Genomic DNA, 19,068 nt, shown 5'->3' on the forward strand with positions numbered 1-19,068 from the left:
AGACAAAACGATAGGCCATAGCATAAAAACAGAACCTCAAAAAGAGAAACTGCTCAAAAAAAAAACAGGTATTAATTGTTTGGAGAAGATGTATTTTCCAACTTGAATTGCGTAGGTGCAATCCCTACTTTTCCTCTAAAAAATTTGGTGAAATAAGAGGGTTCATCAAAGCCCATGGCATAAGCCACCTCTTTCACATTCATAGACTCATGCACCAACAAACGCTTACTTTCCAAGATGACCTGTTCATCGATCAGTTCCTTAGGCGATTTACCCAAAATATCCATCACTACCTTCTGTAGCTTGCGTTCACTAATATTGAGTTTATTCGCATAATGTTTTACCGTGGTCGCCTCCTTAAACTCCTCTTTAATCATCTTCTTATAAGTAGCCACATACAAGTAATCCTTAGACGATTTGCTATGCTGCAAATCGTTAGAGCTACGAAGCGTTGTCCAGCGACGCTCCAAAAGAAACAAGATATTGGACAACAAATTATTGAGTATAGGGGCCTGAAACTCATCATAAGGCTTCGAGAGCTCGCCTTTCATTTTTTCGATAATACCAAGTATCTCTTGGAAACCTTCGGCATCAAAGAAAAACTTAGTCAGCAGGTCTACATTATTGAAAATCTGCGCGTTTTCTATGAAAAGCTTATTTTGTACCGTCTGATAAAGAAACACTTTAGGGAAAGCGATTAGATAGCCATCATAATCCTCCGTTTTAATGAATTTATGAACCTGACTAGGCGATATGACTAAGACATCACCAACTTTAACATCAATCTCTTGAAAGTCTATCATGTGTTTGGCACGACCTTCCGATAGGATATAGAGAATATAAAAATCCGTTCTGTGGGGCACCTCTAGCGATTTACCGCCCTTTTTCAAGCGCTCAGCGATGGTAATAATATGTACTTGCTGTTGCGGATTATTAATAGGCTTAAAAAGATAAGATTCGATAGAAGTCATAGTTATTATTTTTCTACATCATTAATTTTAGTAAATCCACGTGCCCTTGCCATTCGCTCCTCACCCGTCGCCCACCAGTTATCGTCCGCACCACATATCAATAGAAAACCAAATAGGCTCAGTCCTAAATATAACGATAATCATTTGTTAAACAGCATTTACAAGCCATAAATTGTAGATAGCGCAAAAGTTATCCCGCTATCTACAGCAATAAACCACAAAACCTAAACCGCTGATAAACAACGGACCCGACTCAACACGGAGAACTAAACATATAATTCATTGGGCAATAGTCCGAAAAATCCGCTTTATAAACCGATTTTCCAAACAAATACAATAGCAACAAAGTTGCATTATATTTATATTTATTGCAACTTTGTTGCGTAATTGAAAAAGCTAATTCCATACCCTTTAATCTATAAATTTTGTGCTACGCTGCTACTATGCCTAGTGCTATTGACGAACCTTGCACCACTATTTCATAACCATGATTGTGCACATACATCATCGCATAGGGTCGAGTTTTTACGCTTCAAGAAATGTATCATTTGTGATTATCAGGCCGGCTTTCAACAGATTTCCTTGCCAGAAGAAGCTATTTCTACGCTGATTTACATAGCACAAGTTCGCTGCTTATACGTACTAACGGCCATCATCTTCGGGCCAGTTTCTTTTACGCAAAAGACTTTTAATAAAGGACCACCTCCTCTTTCTATTCTTTAAGGGAATTTCCCTATTCAAATTATTAATTACCAGCGCCTGAAATGCAATCAATCGCCTTTCAAGTGGTATTTATTCGCTATACATGATTTTTAAATATACAATAAGGCTGCTTCTACTATTGATAGTGGGTGTATGCCATGTTGCTCTAGCGCAACAAAAATTTAGCATCAGGGGAACCATTACCGATGAACAGCATGTTCCGTTGGCGGGTGTTTCCCTAGCTACCCAACAGGGAAACAACAACAGCTCTTCTAATACGGATGGTAGCTACTCTTTAAAAAATATAGCTCCGGGTGCATATGAAATTACTTTCTCGGCCGTAGGCTACCAAACAAAATCCATCCGTGTGGCGGTTGCCAACAAAGATGTAAAGCTCGATGTAATATTAGCAGAGGCGAAACATAGCATACATGAAGTTCATGTTCATGGTTTAAATAAAGAGGCTGCAGCGGTAAAAAAAATCGTTGATAACGTTATGCCCGTCACCGTTATCACGGCCAAACAAATTGAAAACCGTGCCGGCGATCTTCATGAAATACTAGCCCGACAGGCAGGTATACAGATCCGCCAAAGTGGAGGCTTAGGTAGTGAAGCACGTATTTCCGTCCGCGGATTGGAGGGAAAACGTGTACAAATTTTTATCGACGGCAACCCCTTGAATACGCCCGACGGTAGCTTAGGTATTAATGACCTACCGCTACAAATTATTGAGCGTATTGAAATTTACAAAGGGGCCGTACCAGCATGGCTCGGTGGCGATGGCTTAGGCAGCGCCGTCAACGTGATTATTAAGCATCGCGATGTCAGTTATATTGATGCTGTAGCCTCCTACCAGTCGTACAATACACAAAACAAAGGACTCATCTTAAAGAAGACTTTCGATAAACCTGGTATTGAAGTTGGCGCCGGTATTTTTGATGTCAAAAGCGATAACAACTACAAGATGGAATCGCCTTATCAACCGGGGCTATTGATATCCCGTGATCACGATAAGTACCACTCCCTATTGGTTGGGGCATCTGTGAAATTCCATAAGCTCTGGTTTGATGAGCTAGAGCTGGAAAGTGCATATATAGGAACCGACAAACAGATTCAAGGTATCCAACGAAATATTCAACATGCTGAAAGTAAAGGTAAATCGGCTGTAGTGGCTTTAAACGTGGTAAAAACAGGCTTATTTGCCAATAAGCTGTCTTTCCGAAACAACTTTATCCTGGGCTATTTTAATGTCAAGTTTAACGATACCTCATCCTACAGCTACAATTGGGATGGCAGCAGGGTGCCCAGCCTTTACGGCAAAGGAGAACTCGGCATTGGCCCAAACCTATCGACAACCATTCAGAAGGAAGTACGAAACCGTTTCAATGTCAACTACCAATTAAACGACCAATTCACCATCAACCTGAATAATGCTTTTAGGTACGGTACGCTCGATCCTACCGATGACCTCGGAAATCAGTATGCTGGAAAAAACCTATACAATTACCCGGGTTCGCTACGCTCATCCGTCACGGGACTAACCCTGGAAAGCAGATTACTAGGCGATAAACTATTAGTTTCGACAGGTTTCAAAAACTTCTACAGTTTGGTGAATGGATATAACACCAATATCTACATGAACGATGTGCCGGAAGAGGTAAACAACCGAACCAATAAATTGGGCTATACGCTAGGTCTGCGCTATAATTTCACGAAAGACCTTCTCGTTAAGTTTAGCCATGAAAAAGGAATACGTTTTCCAACCAATGCAGAGCTCTTTGGCGATGGTGCGCTCATTACGCCGGCCATTTTCTTAAAGCCGGAGCAGTCGTTCAACAACAACGTAGGCTTGGTGTACGACCATTTCGATGCTGCCGACCGACGGTTGCAGATTGAGTTTAACACGTTCTACATGAAGGTAGACCAGCTCATCCAAATCGCAGGAAATGGCCTATCGCTGGGCTATGTAAATTATGCCAAAGCGAGAATCATCGGTGCAGATATTGATGTTAAAAAAGATATCACGGAGCACCTCTTTGCGAGTGTAAACTTCACTTGGCAGAAACTCACAGATAATAATCGCTACATACCGGGAACTCAAAATATTGCGAACCCCACCTATGGTCTAACGATTCCAAATACGCCCAATCTGTTTTCAAACGTCAATATCGAATACCACCAACAGCATTGGCTAGGCAAGGATTCGAAAACCCGATTTATGTATGACGGAAGCTTTGTCAATCAATTTAACTATGGCTTTGATCTCAGCATTTATGATGAGTATAAAATACCATCCTACTATATCCATACGTTATCGGCAGAACAATCCTTTCAAAATAGCCGCTATACCCTAACGGCCGAATGCAACAATCTGCTAGATGCGAAAGTAATCAACAACTACAATCAGCCCTTGGCTGGAAGAACATTTCGGATAAAATTTCGATACCTCCTAATGGGCAAATAAAATTTAAAAACCTTTAAACGAATTAATCATGTTAAAAAACACAACTAAACTCCTCCTTCTCGCCCTGCTCGCTATCGGCGTAGCCTCCTGCAAAAAAGATAAAACGGTAGAAGAACAAAGTAATCTCGACAAGCTATTGCTCGTCACCAACATCACCAATTCTAATCCTGTAGTTGCTTATATCGGTACGCTCAGAGATCTTAGCGTACCCAATTACAGCAATGTGAAGTCTAGACAAGCTACCCAAACGCCATTTATCAAAATCTATGGCGATGATGTATTTGTTATCCCCAATAAAGGGGGCGATATTCTTAAGAAATACCATAGGCAACCTGACGGCACTTTAGCCGATGCGGGGAGTCTTACTTTCCCTGCCGCCTCCCAGTCCATTAGCATCGTGGTGGAGAACGAGACTACAGCCTATTGTTCGTTACAAAATACGGGGAAGATTGCCGTGTTTGATCCTTCGACCTTAAAAATACGTAGCTATATCGACCTTACGGCCTATGCTCTAGGCAGTGGAAGTCCTGGCCCTTCGGTTATGGCGCTCAAGGATGGTAAACTATACGTAGCCTGTGTGCAAACGGCCGATGGTTACACCAGCAATAAACCGGCACAAATTTTAATCATTGATTTGGCCAATAATAATACCATCACCTCGGCTACCGATAGCCGAACAACATGGGCGGGCAGCATCGATGAGCCTCATTCCCTTTTCTTTGATGAAAAAGGAGACCTTTATGTCTTCTGCGTAGCATCATATGGATTTGGCGGTCCAAATCAGAAATGTGGATTCCTACGTATTAAAAATGGAACGCAATCTTTTGACCCGACCTACTTTTTCAATATCGCTGACTTCGCCATTTCAGGTATTCCAAACAACAAAGTAGACTACCTGCAACACATGCGCTACTTCAACCAAGGCGTACTTTATGCCACGGGCAATATATACGCCTTAGCGAGCAATCCGCCAAACTACGCGAAAGATCGCACGATGGGTTCCTTCAAAGTAGACTTGTACAACAAGACCATTAGCAAACTCGACTTTCCTTATGCTACGGGATATTCCTCATCGGTCGGTATTTTTGAAAACAAGATTCTCTTTGGCCTATCGACCAATACGGGTATCGGCATTTATACCTACGATCCTGTCACAGGTATTGCTTCGACGGCACCTGTCGTTAATACCGCTGGCGATCCAAGCGTGATAGAAACTTTTTAAAATAGCACAGATCATTATCCCCCCTTATCGGGGAAATTATTCCCCCGCAAATCCCATCTTTGCGGGGGGATTTATTGACTATTTGATCGGAAGGACAGCCCAAATACGCTATCCATATTCTGCCATAACTCCATTTGCAAAAATATACGCAATAGCGTTAAAATGAAATAATACAGCGACTAACAATCATTCGTGAGCAAACCTTAATTTTCGGATGCATCATCATCTAGACGCTTCGCATCAGCGTCAGCAATAGGCTTAAGGATATAGGCATCGATATAAAATGTACCAAAAGGAACGATGCAGCCAATGAGTACTTTCCAAGTGGTCTCTTTAAACTTCCATCCCCGCTCGACCCCCACACTAAGGGTCGTAATAACAAACCATAGAAAAAGAAGGCCATGTATAGGTCCAACCATCCTTACCCAAAAGGGCAAATCAGCGTAATATTTTAAAGGCATAGCCACACTGAACAAGAACAACAATGAAATACCTTCTAGGTAACTGAGGAGGCGCAGTCTCCCCAACTGCGTCTTAAAAACTTGATTAATGAAGTTCATGGTAAAATATAAAAGTATGTATAATCTAAAAAGTACGTAGGTAAGGACGCTGCGCTAGCGGAGAAAATGGCCATGGAATAGCAAGGAGCAAAACCACTAAGGCAACAGCAAACCAGCACAACATCGTTTGATATTTTTGTGAACTATCCGCTATTCTCTTGGTCTTCGCCGACCCTATCGTGATAAGAACAACAGCCAATATCATCATGAAAACATGAATGTAACGAAAGAAAAGCTGATCACTCAAAATTGTGTAAGAGCCATCAAATGGATGCAAAAAACTAAAAGGCCCTTGTATATAAACTACCATACCAACCAATAATTGCAAGTGTGCAATGGTTACAGTCCACTGCCGAACAGTATTCGCGTGGGCACTGAAAGGTTCCTTTTGAAGTAATCCTCGACCGGCAATATATAGCGCATAAAGTAAGCTCGCGAGTACAAACCATCGGATGCTTGAATGAAGAAAAAGAAAAATATAATACATCGTATTAACTGATTGAATTAAAAAAATTAAATAAGATCCGCGCATCGCATTAAGTATCCTTATAGGCTTAGGCCGTAAAGCGAATTTCATTCAAAAATAAAAAACATACTACCTAGTATGTTTTACAAACATATTAAATGCTTCGCCTTCATTATATAGCTTATCGTCATTTCATCGTAAAAACAAATATGTTCCCAGCAGATAGTTTATTATAGCCTCCTAAAGTCTATTCTAGCAGAATGGTGTAGGCTAACTGCTATTATTCCACTTTGACATATTTATGACAACGGCCGTAGAAAATCTTACTAAAAGGTATATACCTTTGCAACATACTAATTGGTATGTTTATGTCAAAAGCAGAAGAAACGAGATCAACTATTCTTAAACAAGCGCTAGAGTTAATTTACAGACAAGGGTATCGGTCTACGAGTTTGGACGATATCCTGGCGACAACGCAAGTTACCAAAGGTGCTTTTTATTACCATTTCCGAAATAAAGAAGAAATGGGCGTAGCCATGATCGAAGAAGCTATTCATAATGAGATTTGGCCATTAATTCAAAAATCACTCACTTCTAGCTCAAATTTCAGAGACAACCTCTACACCATGATGAATGGTCTGCTGTTTGAACATCCCTTTATGACGGCCGAATATGGTTGTCCTGCAGTAAACCTTATTCAAGAGCTCGCCCCACTAAGCCAAACCTTCCAAATGGCGCTAAAAAAATCGTTAACCAAGTGGGAACGCGCCATAGAAGCAGAAATTGTAAGAGCACAACAAGCAGGTCAACTCGAAGCCACCCATGATGCTAATCAGATTGCCCTACACATAATCACCCTTTACCATGGTGTAAGAAACATGGGGAAGCTACTCGGAAAAACCTACTATATCACCTTTCTCGGCGAATTTAAAAGGTACCTTGATTCACTAAAATAATTTAAAGACAATATGTAACCCGGAGCATGTTTTAAACAAAGCAAAAGCATGCGCTATTTTTTTAACCTCAAAAACATACCAGTTAGTATGTTTTTATAAAATGTAAAAAATCATGAAGCAAACTGCAGAACCCGAAACATACCAGTTAGTATGTTTAATGAATTTAAATCCCTTCTTCCCTATCCTGTCTTTCGATGCACTGATCTACTGGATGACCACTTGTGATGCTGAACAAACAAGCAGTTCCACAACAACGCCAAATACGTAAACCCATGCGACAAAGAAATTACAAATCCATCATCTGGACGCTAAGTATTGCTATCAATGGCTTAATAGGATTAGCCTTTTTCTTACCTACTATTCCTGCTTTGAGCGGCTACGATTTTTCTAAACTTTCGTTGCTTAATGCGCTATTAAACGGACTCACCTTTGTTTCATTGCTCATTGCTTTGTATGCCATTTATCGTAAAAAGATAGGCCTCCATCGTGCTTTTGTATTTCTAGCCTTTTTATTTACGTCGTTATTCCTGTTTTCGTATTTGTTATATCACTTCTCCACTCCTTCCACAAAATATGGCGGAGAAGGATTACTACGGGTAGCCTATTATGTCACCTTGATTAGTCATATTGTATTAGCAGCGCTCATTATTCCATTAGCGCTGCTAACCATGGCCTACGGACTCAACAAGCAACTAGAAAAGCACCGTAAAATTGCGAGATGGACGATGCCTATTTGGCTATATGTAAGTTATACAGGCGTGATGGTATACCTACTTATCTCTCCTTATTATCCGCATTAAACAAGAATAAAAACCGCTAAACAGCTACGACTGTACCCATAATACTGCTGTAGCTGTTTAACACACATTTCTAATATCTCAATTCATTTTTATGAAAAAAAAACTGTTACATGGCCTCCTCATTCCGGCTATAATGCTTTCTTCCTGCGCTTCTAAAAATCAAGACGTGCAGCAGGCCGCTGAACCTGAAGTACCCATTGCCGTAGTAAACCAAACAGACACAATTGTTTACTCGGACTATCCCGTAAAGCTTGAAGGCTTAACAGACGTCGAAATTCGTCCACAAGTGAGTGGCATTCTCACCAAAATATATGTTGAAGAAGGTACCTATGTGGCCAAAGGAACGCCCCTTTTTCAGATAGACTCCCGGTTGTACCAAGAGGAATACAACCATGCGCAAGGCGAATTGCTAGCGGCCAAAGCGAGCGTCGCAACAGCAAAACTTGAAGTCGAAAGGCTTACCACACTTGTAGAAAACAAAGTTATCTCCGCCTATCAGCTGAAAACAGCACAAACAACTTATGATGCCGCTCTAGCGCGCGAGATACAGGCGCTTTCAAAAGCGAAGCACACACAAACAACCTTAAGCTTCACCACCATCAAGGCACCCGTTAGCGGCTATTTTGGACGCATAGGCAAGAAAACGGGTAGCCTAGTAGCTCCCTCAGACCCACAACCACTGTCGTACCTATCGGATAACAGCGAAATACATGCCTACTTTTCGATAGCCGAAGTAGATTTCTCTCGCTTCAAAGAAGGACTAGAAGGCACAACAATCCATGAAAAATTAAAAAATGCATCGGATGTGTCCATGGTTCTTTCCGGAGGCAATCCATACCCACAATCGGGAAAGCTCGATATGGTCGATGCGGCCTTTGATAAAACTACAGGAGCCATCACCCTACGTGCTACCTTTCCAAACCAGGAAGGACTACTACGTTCCGGAAATTCCGGACGCATACAACTCGGCGTCAAACAAACGGGCGTAATTAGCATTCCGCAGTCTGCAACCTTTGAATTGCAAGACAAAACCTTCGCATTTATTGTCGACGCGGAGCATAAAGCACGACAAATAGCGGTGACCATTTCAGGTAAAAATGACAACACATACTACATCAGCCAAGGGCTAAAAGATGGCGACAAACTGGTTCTAAAAGACTTACAATCGCTTAAAGATGGGCTACTTGTAAAACCTACGGTCCTGCCGACTAAAACAGTTGCCGACCCTATCTAGCTAAATCGTCCTTAACTAGGATGCTACATGCGGCAATCGCTGCGCAACAAAAATGAAGGACTACTCATCATAATAATAAAAACATGTTAAAAATTTTCATCGATAAGCCGGTTATCGCTACGGTAGTTTCCATCATGCTGGTCATACTCGGCGCGGTAGGTCTTTTAGACCTACCCATTCAACAGTTTCCTGATATCGCTCCTCCGGTTGTCCAAGTAGCCGCAAACTATCCCGGTGCCAATGCCGAAACGATGGTGCGTGCCGTAGCCCCTCCTTTGGAAGAAGCCATCAATGGAGTCGAAAATATGAGCTATATGAGTTCTACATCTAGCAATGATGGAACGCTCATCATCTCTGTATATTTCAAACTAGGCACAGATCCAGATCAAGCGGCAGTAAACGTGCAAAACCGTGTTTCATCGGCCACCGGCCTCTTACCTCCCGAGGTGGTGCAAGCCGGCATCACGACACAAAAGGTACAGAACTCGCTCATTATGGCGATAAACCTGATGAGCGATAAACCTGAACTTTATGACGCCACCTATCTCACCAACTACGCGCAGATAAATATTATTCCCGAATTAAAACGTATTCAAGGCGTTGGACTCGTAAATTTCTATGGTAGCAACAAGGATTACTCCATGCGTATTTGGCTCAATCCAGCACAAATGGCTACCTACAATATTACCCCGATGGAGGTGATGGCCGCTGTAAGAAGTAAAAATCAAGAGGCTGCTCCCGGAAGATTTGGAGAGTCGAGTGAAAGGTCATTTGAGTATGTCCTCAAATATTCGGGTAAATATACCAAGCCCGAGGAATATGGAAACATGATCATCAGAGCCAATGCCGACGGCACCATGCTCAAACTTAAGGATGTTGCTAAAGTGGAACTAGGTAGCTACACCTACAATTCCTTAAACACGGTGCACGATAAGCAAAGTGTGCTCTTCCAAGTTATCCAACTGCCGGGTTCGAACTCCAGAGAGATACAAACCAAGGTAGCCGAATTTCTAGTAAAAGCAGAGAAAGACTTCCCGCCAGGTATTAAACAGCAAATTCTGTACAACACCAAAGATATGTTGGACCAGTCGATCGATCAAGTTAAGAAAACCCTACTGGAAGCCTTTATTCTGGTGTTTATCGTGGTCTACCTCTTCCTGCAAGACTTCCGTTCTACATTGATTCCAGCCATTGCAGTTCCGGTATCGGTCATTGGTACCTTCTTCTTTATGTCGGTGTTCGGATTCTCCATCAACCTACTGACGCTCTTTGCACTCGTTCTTGCCATTGGTATTGTCGTCGATGATGCCATTGTCGTCGTGGAGGCCGTGCATTCCAAATTAAAGAATCCAAACACCAACCCACGAAAGGCGACCTTGGATGCCATGCATGAAATAACGGGTGCTATTATCTCCATCACCCTAGTTATGGCTGCCGTCTTTCTTCCTGTTGGTTTTATGAAGGGATCGGCTGGTGTCTTTTACCGACAATTTGCCTTTACCTTGGCCATTTCTATCGTTATCTCAGCGCTGAATGCATTAACGCTCAGCCCTGCCCTATGCGCCCTACTGCTGAAGGGTGAACATCATGACGAGCAAGGAGAGCCTACAAATTTCAAACAGCGTTTTTTCATGGCGTTCAATAAAGGATTTGAGAGCCTAACAAACCGATACATAGGCGGCGTAAAGCGCATGATAAACTTCAAGTGGATCAGCCTTGCCGGACTCGCCTTTGTCGCTTTAGCTAGCGCATGGATGATAAACAGAACGCCCACGGGGTTTATCCCATCCGAAGATTTAGGCTTTATTGCCATTTCGGTCAATCTGCCTCCAGGTTCTTCCATGCATAGAACGCAGGCTATTCTGGATGAAGCCGCAAACAAAGTAAGGAATATGGAGTCCAAATTTGCTTTCAATGAAGTGGCGGGCTTCAATGTGCTAACCAACTCCACGAGCCCATCGTCGGGTGTTGCTTTTTTCAGGATGAAAAAAGATGGTGAACGGGGTGATATGAATGATGTATTTGAGAATATTGCTGAAATTCAAAAACGCCTTAACACCATAAAAGGAGCTCAATTTTTTGTATTCTCTTTCCCTACAGTACCTGGTTTCAGTAATGTTGACGCCCTCGATTTGGTCTTGGAAGATAAAGCAGGTGGTAAACTAGACAAATTTGGCGCCCTGGCAAACCAATTTATTGAAGAGCTCTCAAAGCGGGAGGAGATAGCTCTTGCTTTCACCACTTTTAGAGCCGATTATCCACAGTATGAAATGATACTAGACCATGAAAAAATCGAGCTTTTAGGGATTGATGAAAAGGATGTTTTAAGCACCATGCAGTCCTACTTCGGGAGTGCTCAAGTGTCCGATTTCAACCGATTTGGCAAGTATTATCGGGTGATGATACAAGCAGAAAAAGAAGAACGTGCAGACCCTGCCGCCATGAACGGCATCTACGTAAAAAATCAAACCGGAAGTATGGTACCCTTAAACACAGTGGTTCGTTTAAAAAGAGTATTTGGCCCGGAAGTTATTACCCGCTACAACCTCTTCAACTCCATCGGTGTTAATGCCGTTCCAAAACCTGGCTATAGCACTGGTAGCGCCATTCAAGCCGTGCGTGAAGTAGCCGAAAAAGTGCTACCTGCCGGCTATGCATTTGAGTTCTCTGGTATGACCAAAGAAGAGATCTCTTCGGGCGGACAGTCGCTAGTTATTTTTATGCTGTCGCTCGTATTTGTTTACTTCCTGCTATGCGCGCAGTACAACAGCTACATTCTGCCTTTGGCCGTTGTCTTTTCTATCCCTACTGGTATCATCGGTGTCTTTATGGCCATCGGTATGGCCGGCATAGATAATAATATTTACATACAAGTAGCCCTCATTATGCTTATCGGCTTACTGGCAAAAAATGCCATTTTAATTGTCGAGTATGCCGCCCAGCGTAGGCAGGCAGGACATACCCTCATCGCCGCTGCGCTGGAAGCAGCGAAGCTTCGTATTCGACCAATCATTATGACATCCATCGCCTTTGTGGCGGGTATTTCACCGATGATGCGTGCTACAGGCCCTTCGGCCATGGGTAACCACTCGATTAGTATCGGTGCTGCCGGCGGTATGTTAAGCGGGGTTATTTTAGGCCTGTTTATTATTCCCGTACTGTTTGTGGTGTTCCAAGCACTGCATGAAAAAGTATCCCGCAAGAAGGAGTTTCCACCGGCAGAAGCTGACACGTTGACCTCATCAGAAGTAATCCACTAACAAGCATTTTACGCATGAAATATCCATTGAAAAACGTAAACAGATTTCTGCTCATTAGCAGTATGCTGATTTTGGCATCCGGTTGTAAAATAGCGAAAGACCTTCCCTTACCGCAACCTGAATTGCCCCATGCCTTCGGCGAGCAGTTGCCGACCGATACCCTCGGGATAGGTGCCCTGCCCTGGCGAAACTTTTTCCCCGACAAAGTATTGCAGCAATTGATTGATAGCGCACTGCAAAAAAACTTCGATATGGCTATTGCACTAAAAAATATTGAGCAAGCCGACTTGCTTGTCAAACAATCGAAGTGGAACAATATTCCTGTTGTCGATTTTCAAGTGGCCGCAAATTCGAATACACCGTCCAAAAATAGTCTTAATGGGCTTACCTCAAGCCAGTTTTTGGGCAGCAAACATATCGAGGATTATACCGCTGGCGCTATGCTTTCGTGGGAAGCTGATATTTGGGGACGCATTCGCAACAGCAACAAGGCTGTGCTGGCCAGCTACCTACAGCGTGAGGAGGCTAGAAAAACCCTCCAAACAAACCTTATCGCCCGCATAGCCAAGGGCTATTTCTCCTTGCTTATGCTGGACCAGCAGGTGCGTGTAGCGCAGCGTAATATTGCTTTGATTGACAGCATAAGCCACACGACCTCCGTATTATACGAAGCTGGGCAGGTTAGCAACCTAGCCGTACAGCAGGCGCAGGCGCAGCAGCTCCTAGCAGCAGGCCTTGTACCCCAACTGGAGCAAGAGATTTCCTTACAGGAAAATGCGCTAAGCATCCTCGTGGGACAGTTGCCGGGGGGTATACAGCGCCGAACAAGTATCCATGAAACTCGCTTTCCTTCGGATATTACTGCCGGTATCCCATCGATTACCATCCGCCGAAGGCCTGATATTAAAAGTAGAGAGCTCGACTTGACTATCGCTAACGCGAAAGTAGGAATTACGAAGGCGCAACTTTATCCGGCCCTTCGCATCACGGCAAGTGCTGGTGTCAACGCCCTTAAGGCTAGTGATTGGTTTAATATTCCAAGCTCTCTATTTGGTATAGTGGGCGTCAGCGTCCTACAGCCTCTATTGCAGCATAAGGAGCTGACCACGAACTATAAGCTGGCGACAATCGAGCGCGAAAAAACAGTTATCCTGTTCCGACAAAGTGTATTGAACGCGGTAGGCGAGGTGTCTGAGGCTATGACAAAAATCGAAAAATTGAAACAGCAGCACTTCATCACCGCCAAACGGGTGGAAACCCTTCAGCAGGCTATTGGGAATGCTACTTCGCTCTATCAAAATGGTATGGCCAACTATATTGAAGTTATAACCGCACAGCAAAATAAGCTACAAAGCGAACTTGATTTGGCAACCATTACCTGCCATGAACTTCTTGCGATAACAGATTTATACCGCAGCCTCGGCGGCGGCGCAAACTAAAGACAACAATTTGGCATCCCGAAAATTAGCTCCTTTCGGGATGACCTTAACACACACAAAGAAAATTAAACGATAGAAATATGATACACGAAGCATTAAGAGAACAGACAACAGTAGCGCATCAGCAATTGGAAAAAATAGTCATCACCCGTTTAAAGAATATGCGAAGCGATGCTGATTATGCGGCTTTTTTAAAAGTATTCTATGCCTACTTCCTTCGTTTGGAGGAAACGATAAAGCCTTTTATAACGGCGGCTATCTTACCAGACTATGCTGAACGCAGACATGCCGACAGCATTGCAGACGATATTAAAAGTTGTGGATGCTCGCTAAACGACCTTATCGAAGTTTCGGTGCCCATCATCGATAGCACCGTCAAAGCGCTAGCCGCTCTTTACGTCATGGAAGGTTCTGTTATGGGCGGATCCATTATTGTTAAAATATTAGCCAACCATGGCATTACGAAAGGTACCTCTTTTTTTGCTGGCTACGGTGAAGACACGAGAAGCAAATGGTCCTTCTTCACCGATAAACTAAGCTTACATATTCCGGAAGAACATTACCAGGAAGCCATAAACACAGCAACAGCTACATTTTCAAAATTTGCTGATGCTTTTGAATTAGACGCAAAACTTAGCTAAACTATATTTTAGCGTCGCCTGCTATACCTAATAGTCGGCGGCGCTAGTTTTATTGAATGTAGACATATATCGTCCTAGTGACATGGTCTAAATAGGTCTTTTAAAAAAAGCCGACCACCTTATTTGCTTCTGCAATTGCCGTTGCTTGCTTAATAGAAAGAACGCTTTTAGTGCAAACCGTACTCTTGAGAAACGAGAGTCACGTTCTTTCCACAAACAACAGGGGAATCGCTCAGCAAACAGATGGCCGACCATTATTATTTTATGGGTATTGATATTAGTTATAGCAAATAACCGACCACAATTACTGATAAACAATAAATACAATAACGCTTACTTCTTGGAGGTGCAAGAAAAGTTTGCTATTTTTAAGCTGCTTAAGAATAAAAAAACTTGCTAATCGATGACCTTTGTGGGTTTACGTACCATGCATAACATGGCTCACAATAAGGTGGTCGGTAAAGATACTAAGTGAATGCGGCCTTTGCTCTTCGGGATGATCCCTAAGAACTAACCTGCCCAAAAAGGCATAACGCATATTTCCTAGACTACCTTTTTATTATTCTTGGGATGTCCTGTTCCTATTCTTTACCTACTGTTTTCATGTAGCCAATACGCCTAATCCTAGATTTTGCGTACTTGTGCCGAGAATAGTTCCTGTACAGTCTATGTTCATTTGTTTAAGGTATAGATTAATAATTATACAATGTCCAAAATGGATTTTTACCCTTTTTGCTAAAGGATATAAAATAGTGTGGAGTCTTTTATGGAAGGGAGGTCGTCTTTATAGAGGGCTAAAAGCCTTTTTCATAATCGCTTAACCAAATATACAATACATATTCCAAAATAACTAATATTAAATAAAGGATTAATGGAAGAGATTAACGACAATAAAGATTTACAAACCGAAAATTCGATTATTAAATACATAGACAATCGTTTAATCTCTTTATCGTGGACGCTAAGTAAGCTATCAAAGCAATCATCAATTTCCCAAGGAGAAATCAGTAAAATACAGTCAGGAAGGCGAAAAAGGCTTAAAGCGGAAGTTTTCTTTAAAATATATACAGCCTTTGGCGATACCTGCGAAGCGGCGACAAAAATCGTCTACCCTAGTCTAACGCTCCTGCTTAACAATTACTCACCGAAAGAGCGAAATCAGTTCGGCAGCTTTATGAAGCAGTTTGAAGTGAACAAAAACTCAATTGAAGAGGTTGCACAGAAAACAAGAATTTCGGAAAATAGACTTAAAGACCTTTACTTCCGCATAGCTGCACCTGAAGCCCACGAGCTTCTCCTTATCGAAAAGGCCATCGGCAAAAAACAAGGTGAATTATTTGAGGCGATTTATGGTGGTAAAGAGGTTAAGGTAGAATTATAAAAATACAAAAGTCCGTAAAAACATCTACCTAGCTATCAATACTATACAACAATGCTAATGGTCCATCACTTTTAACAAGAGTAGACCATCCAGGAAAAGCGCCCCTTTCAAGTTTTACTAATAACTGATTAGAAGCATAAATTTTTGCAAAGATCTTCCCATCCACATTTCCCCATTTAACATCAATGGACGTAGCTACATCAAAAGGTGGAATATTATTTTTAATGAACTCTTTAGGATTCGCAAAAGGAAGGTCGTCTTTGTTTTTCCAATCCACTGCGTCAGGACTGTCTATATTGTTATAAAGCCACACATCACTTATGATCTGATTTTCTTCCAGTAAATAGGCATAGCAAACTTTATCATCGTCTTCAATGATAACCGAGAACGATGGAAATTCTTCGCTAATGTATTGATTGAAATAGCCCATTATTTGTTTTTTTGTAATTCTACCTAAGTTGAAACTATCTGATTTTCAGAAAAAATTCTTTTAGTCCTCTCCAGAACAATGTTTAATTATTGCAAATAAGTTTTTAGGTAAAAAGATATAAATTTCATTAGCATCCCCGAAATATTCATCACTCATTGCCTCAATCCACAATTGTCTAGCCCCTTCTTAATAAGGTAATGTAAGTCTACGCATAAACTCGGTGTATTGTCTAAAATCATTAATTACAGGTTTTTTATTTTCAGGTTGATGATACTGTACTATATCAATACGACTATAAAAAAATACATGGGAAAAATCTCCAATAATAGAATCTAAAGGCTAATCAACACAATTTGGACTGGCCCCTATCTTTTGACAAAGCCTTGTATGGTGACATATTTTAAAATCTCTATTGATTCAATCTCTGTTTTCAATAAGGCTTTCCTATTCTACGCAACCGTCTGTAGAATTTTCAATAATATCTCCACATCTATCACAAATAAATTGTTTTAAAGGTATTAACATTTATTTCTTTTTAAAGTTAAGTATTTTGATGATTAAAAGTCTCTCCATTTTGGAAATATAACATGAGAAAGGTCCCAGATTTCTTATAATATTCATATTAAAAATTCCTAATTTGAACATACCTTAAAGGAAAGTAATTTGTTTGCATTTCAGTGTGACATTCTATAATCGAAAACTTTGCTATACTAGATCTAAATTTTGCTATATTATCTACAATACTTTCAGAAGTATTGTGATTGGTATATGCTATAACATATTCAATACTCTTTCCCTTAAATTCAGAAATAAATGTCTCTTCAGTATAAAAATTTAGGGAGTTTATTTGATTAGTCTCTTCAAGTTTTTTATACATTTTCTTTAAAATCCTATTACTTCCTTGCATATCATCTTTAAGCCTTCTTGCTGATATCAGGACTTGATTCATCACCTCTCTCATTCTATTATCAAAACCATACTTTACATGAACTAGTGTTATTGAAAAGTCATCTATTTTAAGTAAATCACATATCTCAAGACAATCAAATAAATAAGTGTCAAAAACAAAATATCCCTTTAAGCCTTTATACAATAGATTGTAATGTCCTTCCTTAGAAATACTATGTTTATCCCAAGCTTTATTAACTAAATTTTCTGATGCTTTATAATTATTCAGAATTGATGAACAGGTTGCATTTAATTCTTTTATAAATGAAGATTTAAGTTTATACCATTTTGCACCTAAGTATAAAATAGTTTGATTTCCATATGTAATTTCTGTATTAAAATGAAATAAAAAATTGGATGAAACAGTTTTTACATTCTCTTTGTAACATGTAATATACACCCCTTGTATGTATGCTCTAAATGAGAAAAAATCTAAATTTGTATGAATTTGAGTCGCTCTTTCTAGCACTCTCGGATAGATCTCATTTTTATCATGAACTTCTGCAAATTGAGAATATCCACCTTTATCTGTTTTTTCCTTTAACTTAAATGTATCCGATTCATAAAATAAAGGGGTATTATTCGGATTAGTAAAATCAAACTGTAACTTCTTTTTTCTATAAGATGTATTTATAAGTTGTAAGTCGTTGTAAATATCCTCTATAAGGGTATTATTATATTGTTCTATTTCTTCATTATTTTTATCTATTTCTTTGTATGAATTTAAAAAATCAGATTCTTCTAATTCTTCTATTTCATCAAATTTCTTAACAATAGCTATTATTTCATGAAAACCTAAATCTTTACTTATTCTAATTCCTTTAGAGTAATTAACTGTAATTCTTTCATCAGATGAACTTTGTACATCTTTAAAATATTTAGAACTACGATCAACACTAGTTTTTATCATTATTTCATAAGGAATCTTCCCGAAACGTATAAAGTTTATTACTCTGAAATCCTCTCTAAATTGGCTATTTGAATTTACTTCATTTCCCGATACCCCTTTAGATTTTATAGTGATTAAATTATCATCGCTTTGGTCAATTATTTTACTATATAAGTTAATACCAAATGAATGGTTTATATAATTTACTATAAAAGAGTATGAATCACCTCCCAAAATACAATACATATTTTCATGGGTATAGATAAATAACAATAAATTAAGTGATTGTTTATAGAGTTTTACATTTCCATAGTATTCTCGAGGTAAAAATTTAGCCCATTCACTTTCTTTTTGCTCAGCTTCCTCAGTAACAAGATAAATTTCTACATCATCTATATTTTTTATTAAAATATTATAAAGCTCCTTATCCTTATTTCTTTTTAAGGCAGCATTGTTGACTATTTTTTCTACAATTCCACTGATATCTTTTATATTAGTAAATTGGTAATGTTGCAAGTCGATTTTATATATATTAGGAATCATATTAATCAATTGGTTATAAAATATTCCGCGTTGGAATCACAAACCCTAAAATACTAAAAATCAAACAATAAGGATTACGGTTTACCGTATCCTGCATAAAACTTTACTATACTCATCCTCACCTCCCCTTTTAATTCCTTGAATTTTCTTAATAAATTGCGA

The 19,068-nt window shown here is 40.2% G+C and carries 15 protein-coding genes; 10 read left to right on the forward strand and 5 right to left on the reverse strand.

Annotated elements, in window-relative coordinates; genetic code table 11:
* Positions 1–71: 71 nt before the first annotated feature.
* On the reverse strand, positions 72–971 hold the full coding sequence (locus tag WH223_RS00620; RefSeq protein WP_340045583.1) for a helix-turn-helix domain-containing protein: 900 nt from the start codon (positions 969–971) through the stop codon (positions 72–74).
* An 805-nt stretch (positions 972–1,776) separates the two neighbouring features.
* Here WH223_RS00620 and WH223_RS00625 point away from each other — a divergent pair.
* Together WH223_RS00625 and WH223_RS00630 are read left to right on the forward strand one after the other, a co-directional pair.
* Entirely contained in the window at positions 1,777–4,137 is a 2,361-nt protein-coding gene (locus WH223_RS00625) for a TonB-dependent receptor (protein ID WP_340045584.1), read from the forward strand.
* A gap of 28 nt (positions 4,138–4,165) precedes the next feature.
* Positions 4,166–5,359, forward strand: coding sequence for a hypothetical protein (locus WH223_RS00630; RefSeq protein WP_340045585.1), 1,194 nt, complete (start codon positions 4,166–4,168; stop codon positions 5,357–5,359).
* 203 nt (positions 5,360–5,562) lie between these two features.
* Here the strand turns inward: WH223_RS00630 and WH223_RS00635 are convergent, their stop codons facing one another.
* Positions 5,563–5,919 (reverse strand): DUF3817 domain-containing protein, encoded by a 357-nt coding sequence (locus WH223_RS00635; protein ID WP_340045586.1) that lies wholly within the window; start codon positions 5,917–5,919, stop codon positions 5,563–5,565.
* 25 nt (positions 5,920–5,944) lie between these two features.
* Complete coding sequence (locus tag WH223_RS00640; RefSeq protein ID WP_340045587.1) at positions 5,945–6,406, reverse strand: hypothetical protein; 462 nt, start codon at positions 6,404–6,406, stop codon at positions 5,945–5,947.
* Positions 6,407–6,747: 341 nt separating this feature from the next.
* Between WH223_RS00640 and WH223_RS00645 the strand changes: the two genes are divergently transcribed.
* The 8 genes from WH223_RS00645 to WH223_RS00680 all read left to right on the forward strand — a co-directional run bounded on the left by WH223_RS00645 (position 6,748) and on the right by WH223_RS00680 (position 16,096).
* Entirely contained in the window at positions 6,748–7,341 is a 594-nt protein-coding gene (locus tag WH223_RS00645) for a TetR/AcrR family transcriptional regulator (RefSeq protein ID WP_340045588.1), read from the forward strand.
* A 112-nt stretch (positions 7,342–7,453) separates the two neighbouring features.
* Positions 7,454–7,609 (forward strand): hypothetical protein, encoded by a 156-nt coding sequence (locus WH223_RS00650; protein ID WP_340045589.1) that lies wholly within the window; start codon positions 7,454–7,456, stop codon positions 7,607–7,609.
* 4 nt (positions 7,610–7,613) lie between these two features.
* Positions 7,614–8,141 carry a DUF420 domain-containing protein gene (locus WH223_RS00655; protein ID WP_340045590.1) on the forward strand — a complete coding sequence of 176 codons (528 nt, stop codon included), beginning with the start codon at positions 7,614–7,616 and terminating at the stop codon, positions 8,139–8,141.
* Between the two features lie 91 nt (positions 8,142–8,232).
* The gene (locus WH223_RS00660) at positions 8,233–9,375 is read left to right on the forward strand and encodes an efflux RND transporter periplasmic adaptor subunit (RefSeq protein WP_340045591.1); all 1,143 of its coding nucleotides are present in this window, start codon (positions 8,233–8,235) and stop codon (positions 9,373–9,375) included.
* An 83-nt stretch (positions 9,376–9,458) separates the two neighbouring features.
* On the forward strand, positions 9,459–12,635 hold the full coding sequence (locus tag WH223_RS00665; protein WP_340045592.1) for an efflux RND transporter permease subunit: 3,177 nt from the start codon (positions 9,459–9,461) through the stop codon (positions 12,633–12,635).
* 14 nt (positions 12,636–12,649) lie between these two features.
* Positions 12,650–14,074: a TolC family protein gene (locus WH223_RS00670; protein ID WP_340045593.1), complete on the forward strand. Its 1,425-nt coding sequence runs from the start codon at positions 12,650–12,652 to the stop codon at positions 14,072–14,074.
* An 80-nt stretch (positions 14,075–14,154) separates the two neighbouring features.
* The gene (locus WH223_RS00675; RefSeq protein ID WP_340045594.1) at positions 14,155–14,715 is read left to right on the forward strand and encodes a biliverdin-producing heme oxygenase; all 561 of its coding nucleotides are present in this window, start codon (positions 14,155–14,157) and stop codon (positions 14,713–14,715) included.
* An 871-nt stretch (positions 14,716–15,586) separates the two neighbouring features.
* A complete protein-coding gene (locus WH223_RS00680) occupies positions 15,587–16,096 on the forward strand; it encodes a hypothetical protein (protein WP_340045595.1) in 510 nt (169 codons plus the stop codon).
* A gap of 28 nt (positions 16,097–16,124) precedes the next feature.
* Here the strand turns inward: WH223_RS00680 and WH223_RS00685 are convergent, their stop codons facing one another.
* Positions 16,125–16,526, reverse strand: a complete 402-nt coding sequence (locus WH223_RS00685) for a hypothetical protein (RefSeq protein ID WP_340045596.1) — start codon at positions 16,524–16,526, stop codon at positions 16,125–16,127.
* A 622-nt stretch (positions 16,527–17,148) separates the two neighbouring features.
* The gene (locus WH223_RS00690) at positions 17,149–18,906 is read right to left on the reverse strand and encodes a hypothetical protein (protein WP_340045597.1); all 1,758 of its coding nucleotides are present in this window, start codon (positions 18,904–18,906) and stop codon (positions 17,149–17,151) included.
* Between the last annotated feature and the right edge of the window lie 162 nt (positions 18,907–19,068).

Source organism: Sphingobacterium sp. MYb382 (assembly GCF_037572665.1).
Lineage (GTDB): Bacteria > Bacteroidota > Bacteroidia > Sphingobacteriales > Sphingobacteriaceae > Sphingobacterium.

Bases quoted from the DNA above. Each gene is read 5' to 3' on its own strand.
- WH223_RS00620 (WP_340045583.1), bottom strand. From the start codon at position 971: ATGACTTCTATCGAATCTTATCTTTTTAAGCCTATTAATAATCCGCAA.
- WH223_RS00625 (WP_340045584.1), top strand. From the start codon at position 1,777: ATGATTTTTAAATATACAATAAGGCTGCTTCTACTATTGATAGTGGGT.
- WH223_RS00630 (WP_340045585.1), top strand. From the start codon at position 4,166: ATGTTAAAAAACACAACTAAACTCCTCCTTCTCGCCCTGCTCGCTATC.
- WH223_RS00635 (WP_340045586.1), bottom strand. From the start codon at position 5,919: ATGAACTTCATTAATCAAGTTTTTAAGACGCAGTTGGGGAGACTGCGC.
- WH223_RS00640 (WP_340045587.1), bottom strand. From the start codon at position 6,406: ATGTATTATATTTTTCTTTTTCTTCATTCAAGCATCCGATGGTTTGTA.
- WH223_RS00645 (WP_340045588.1), top strand. From the start codon at position 6,748: ATGTTTATGTCAAAAGCAGAAGAAACGAGATCAACTATTCTTAAACAA.
- WH223_RS00650 (WP_340045589.1), top strand. From the start codon at position 7,454: ATGAAGCAAACTGCAGAACCCGAAACATACCAGTTAGTATGTTTAATG.
- WH223_RS00655 (WP_340045590.1), top strand. From the start codon at position 7,614: ATGCGACAAAGAAATTACAAATCCATCATCTGGACGCTAAGTATTGCT.
- WH223_RS00660 (WP_340045591.1), top strand. From the start codon at position 8,233: ATGAAAAAAAAACTGTTACATGGCCTCCTCATTCCGGCTATAATGCTT.
- WH223_RS00665 (WP_340045592.1), top strand. From the start codon at position 9,459: ATGTTAAAAATTTTCATCGATAAGCCGGTTATCGCTACGGTAGTTTCC.
- WH223_RS00670 (WP_340045593.1), top strand. From the start codon at position 12,650: ATGAAATATCCATTGAAAAACGTAAACAGATTTCTGCTCATTAGCAGT.
- WH223_RS00675 (WP_340045594.1), top strand. From the start codon at position 14,155: ATGATACACGAAGCATTAAGAGAACAGACAACAGTAGCGCATCAGCAA.
- WH223_RS00680 (WP_340045595.1), top strand. From the start codon at position 15,587: ATGGAAGAGATTAACGACAATAAAGATTTACAAACCGAAAATTCGATT.
- WH223_RS00685 (WP_340045596.1), bottom strand. From the start codon at position 16,526: ATGGGCTATTTCAATCAATACATTAGCGAAGAATTTCCATCGTTCTCG.
- WH223_RS00690 (WP_340045597.1), bottom strand. From the start codon at position 18,906: ATGATTCCTAATATATATAAAATCGACTTGCAACATTACCAATTTACT.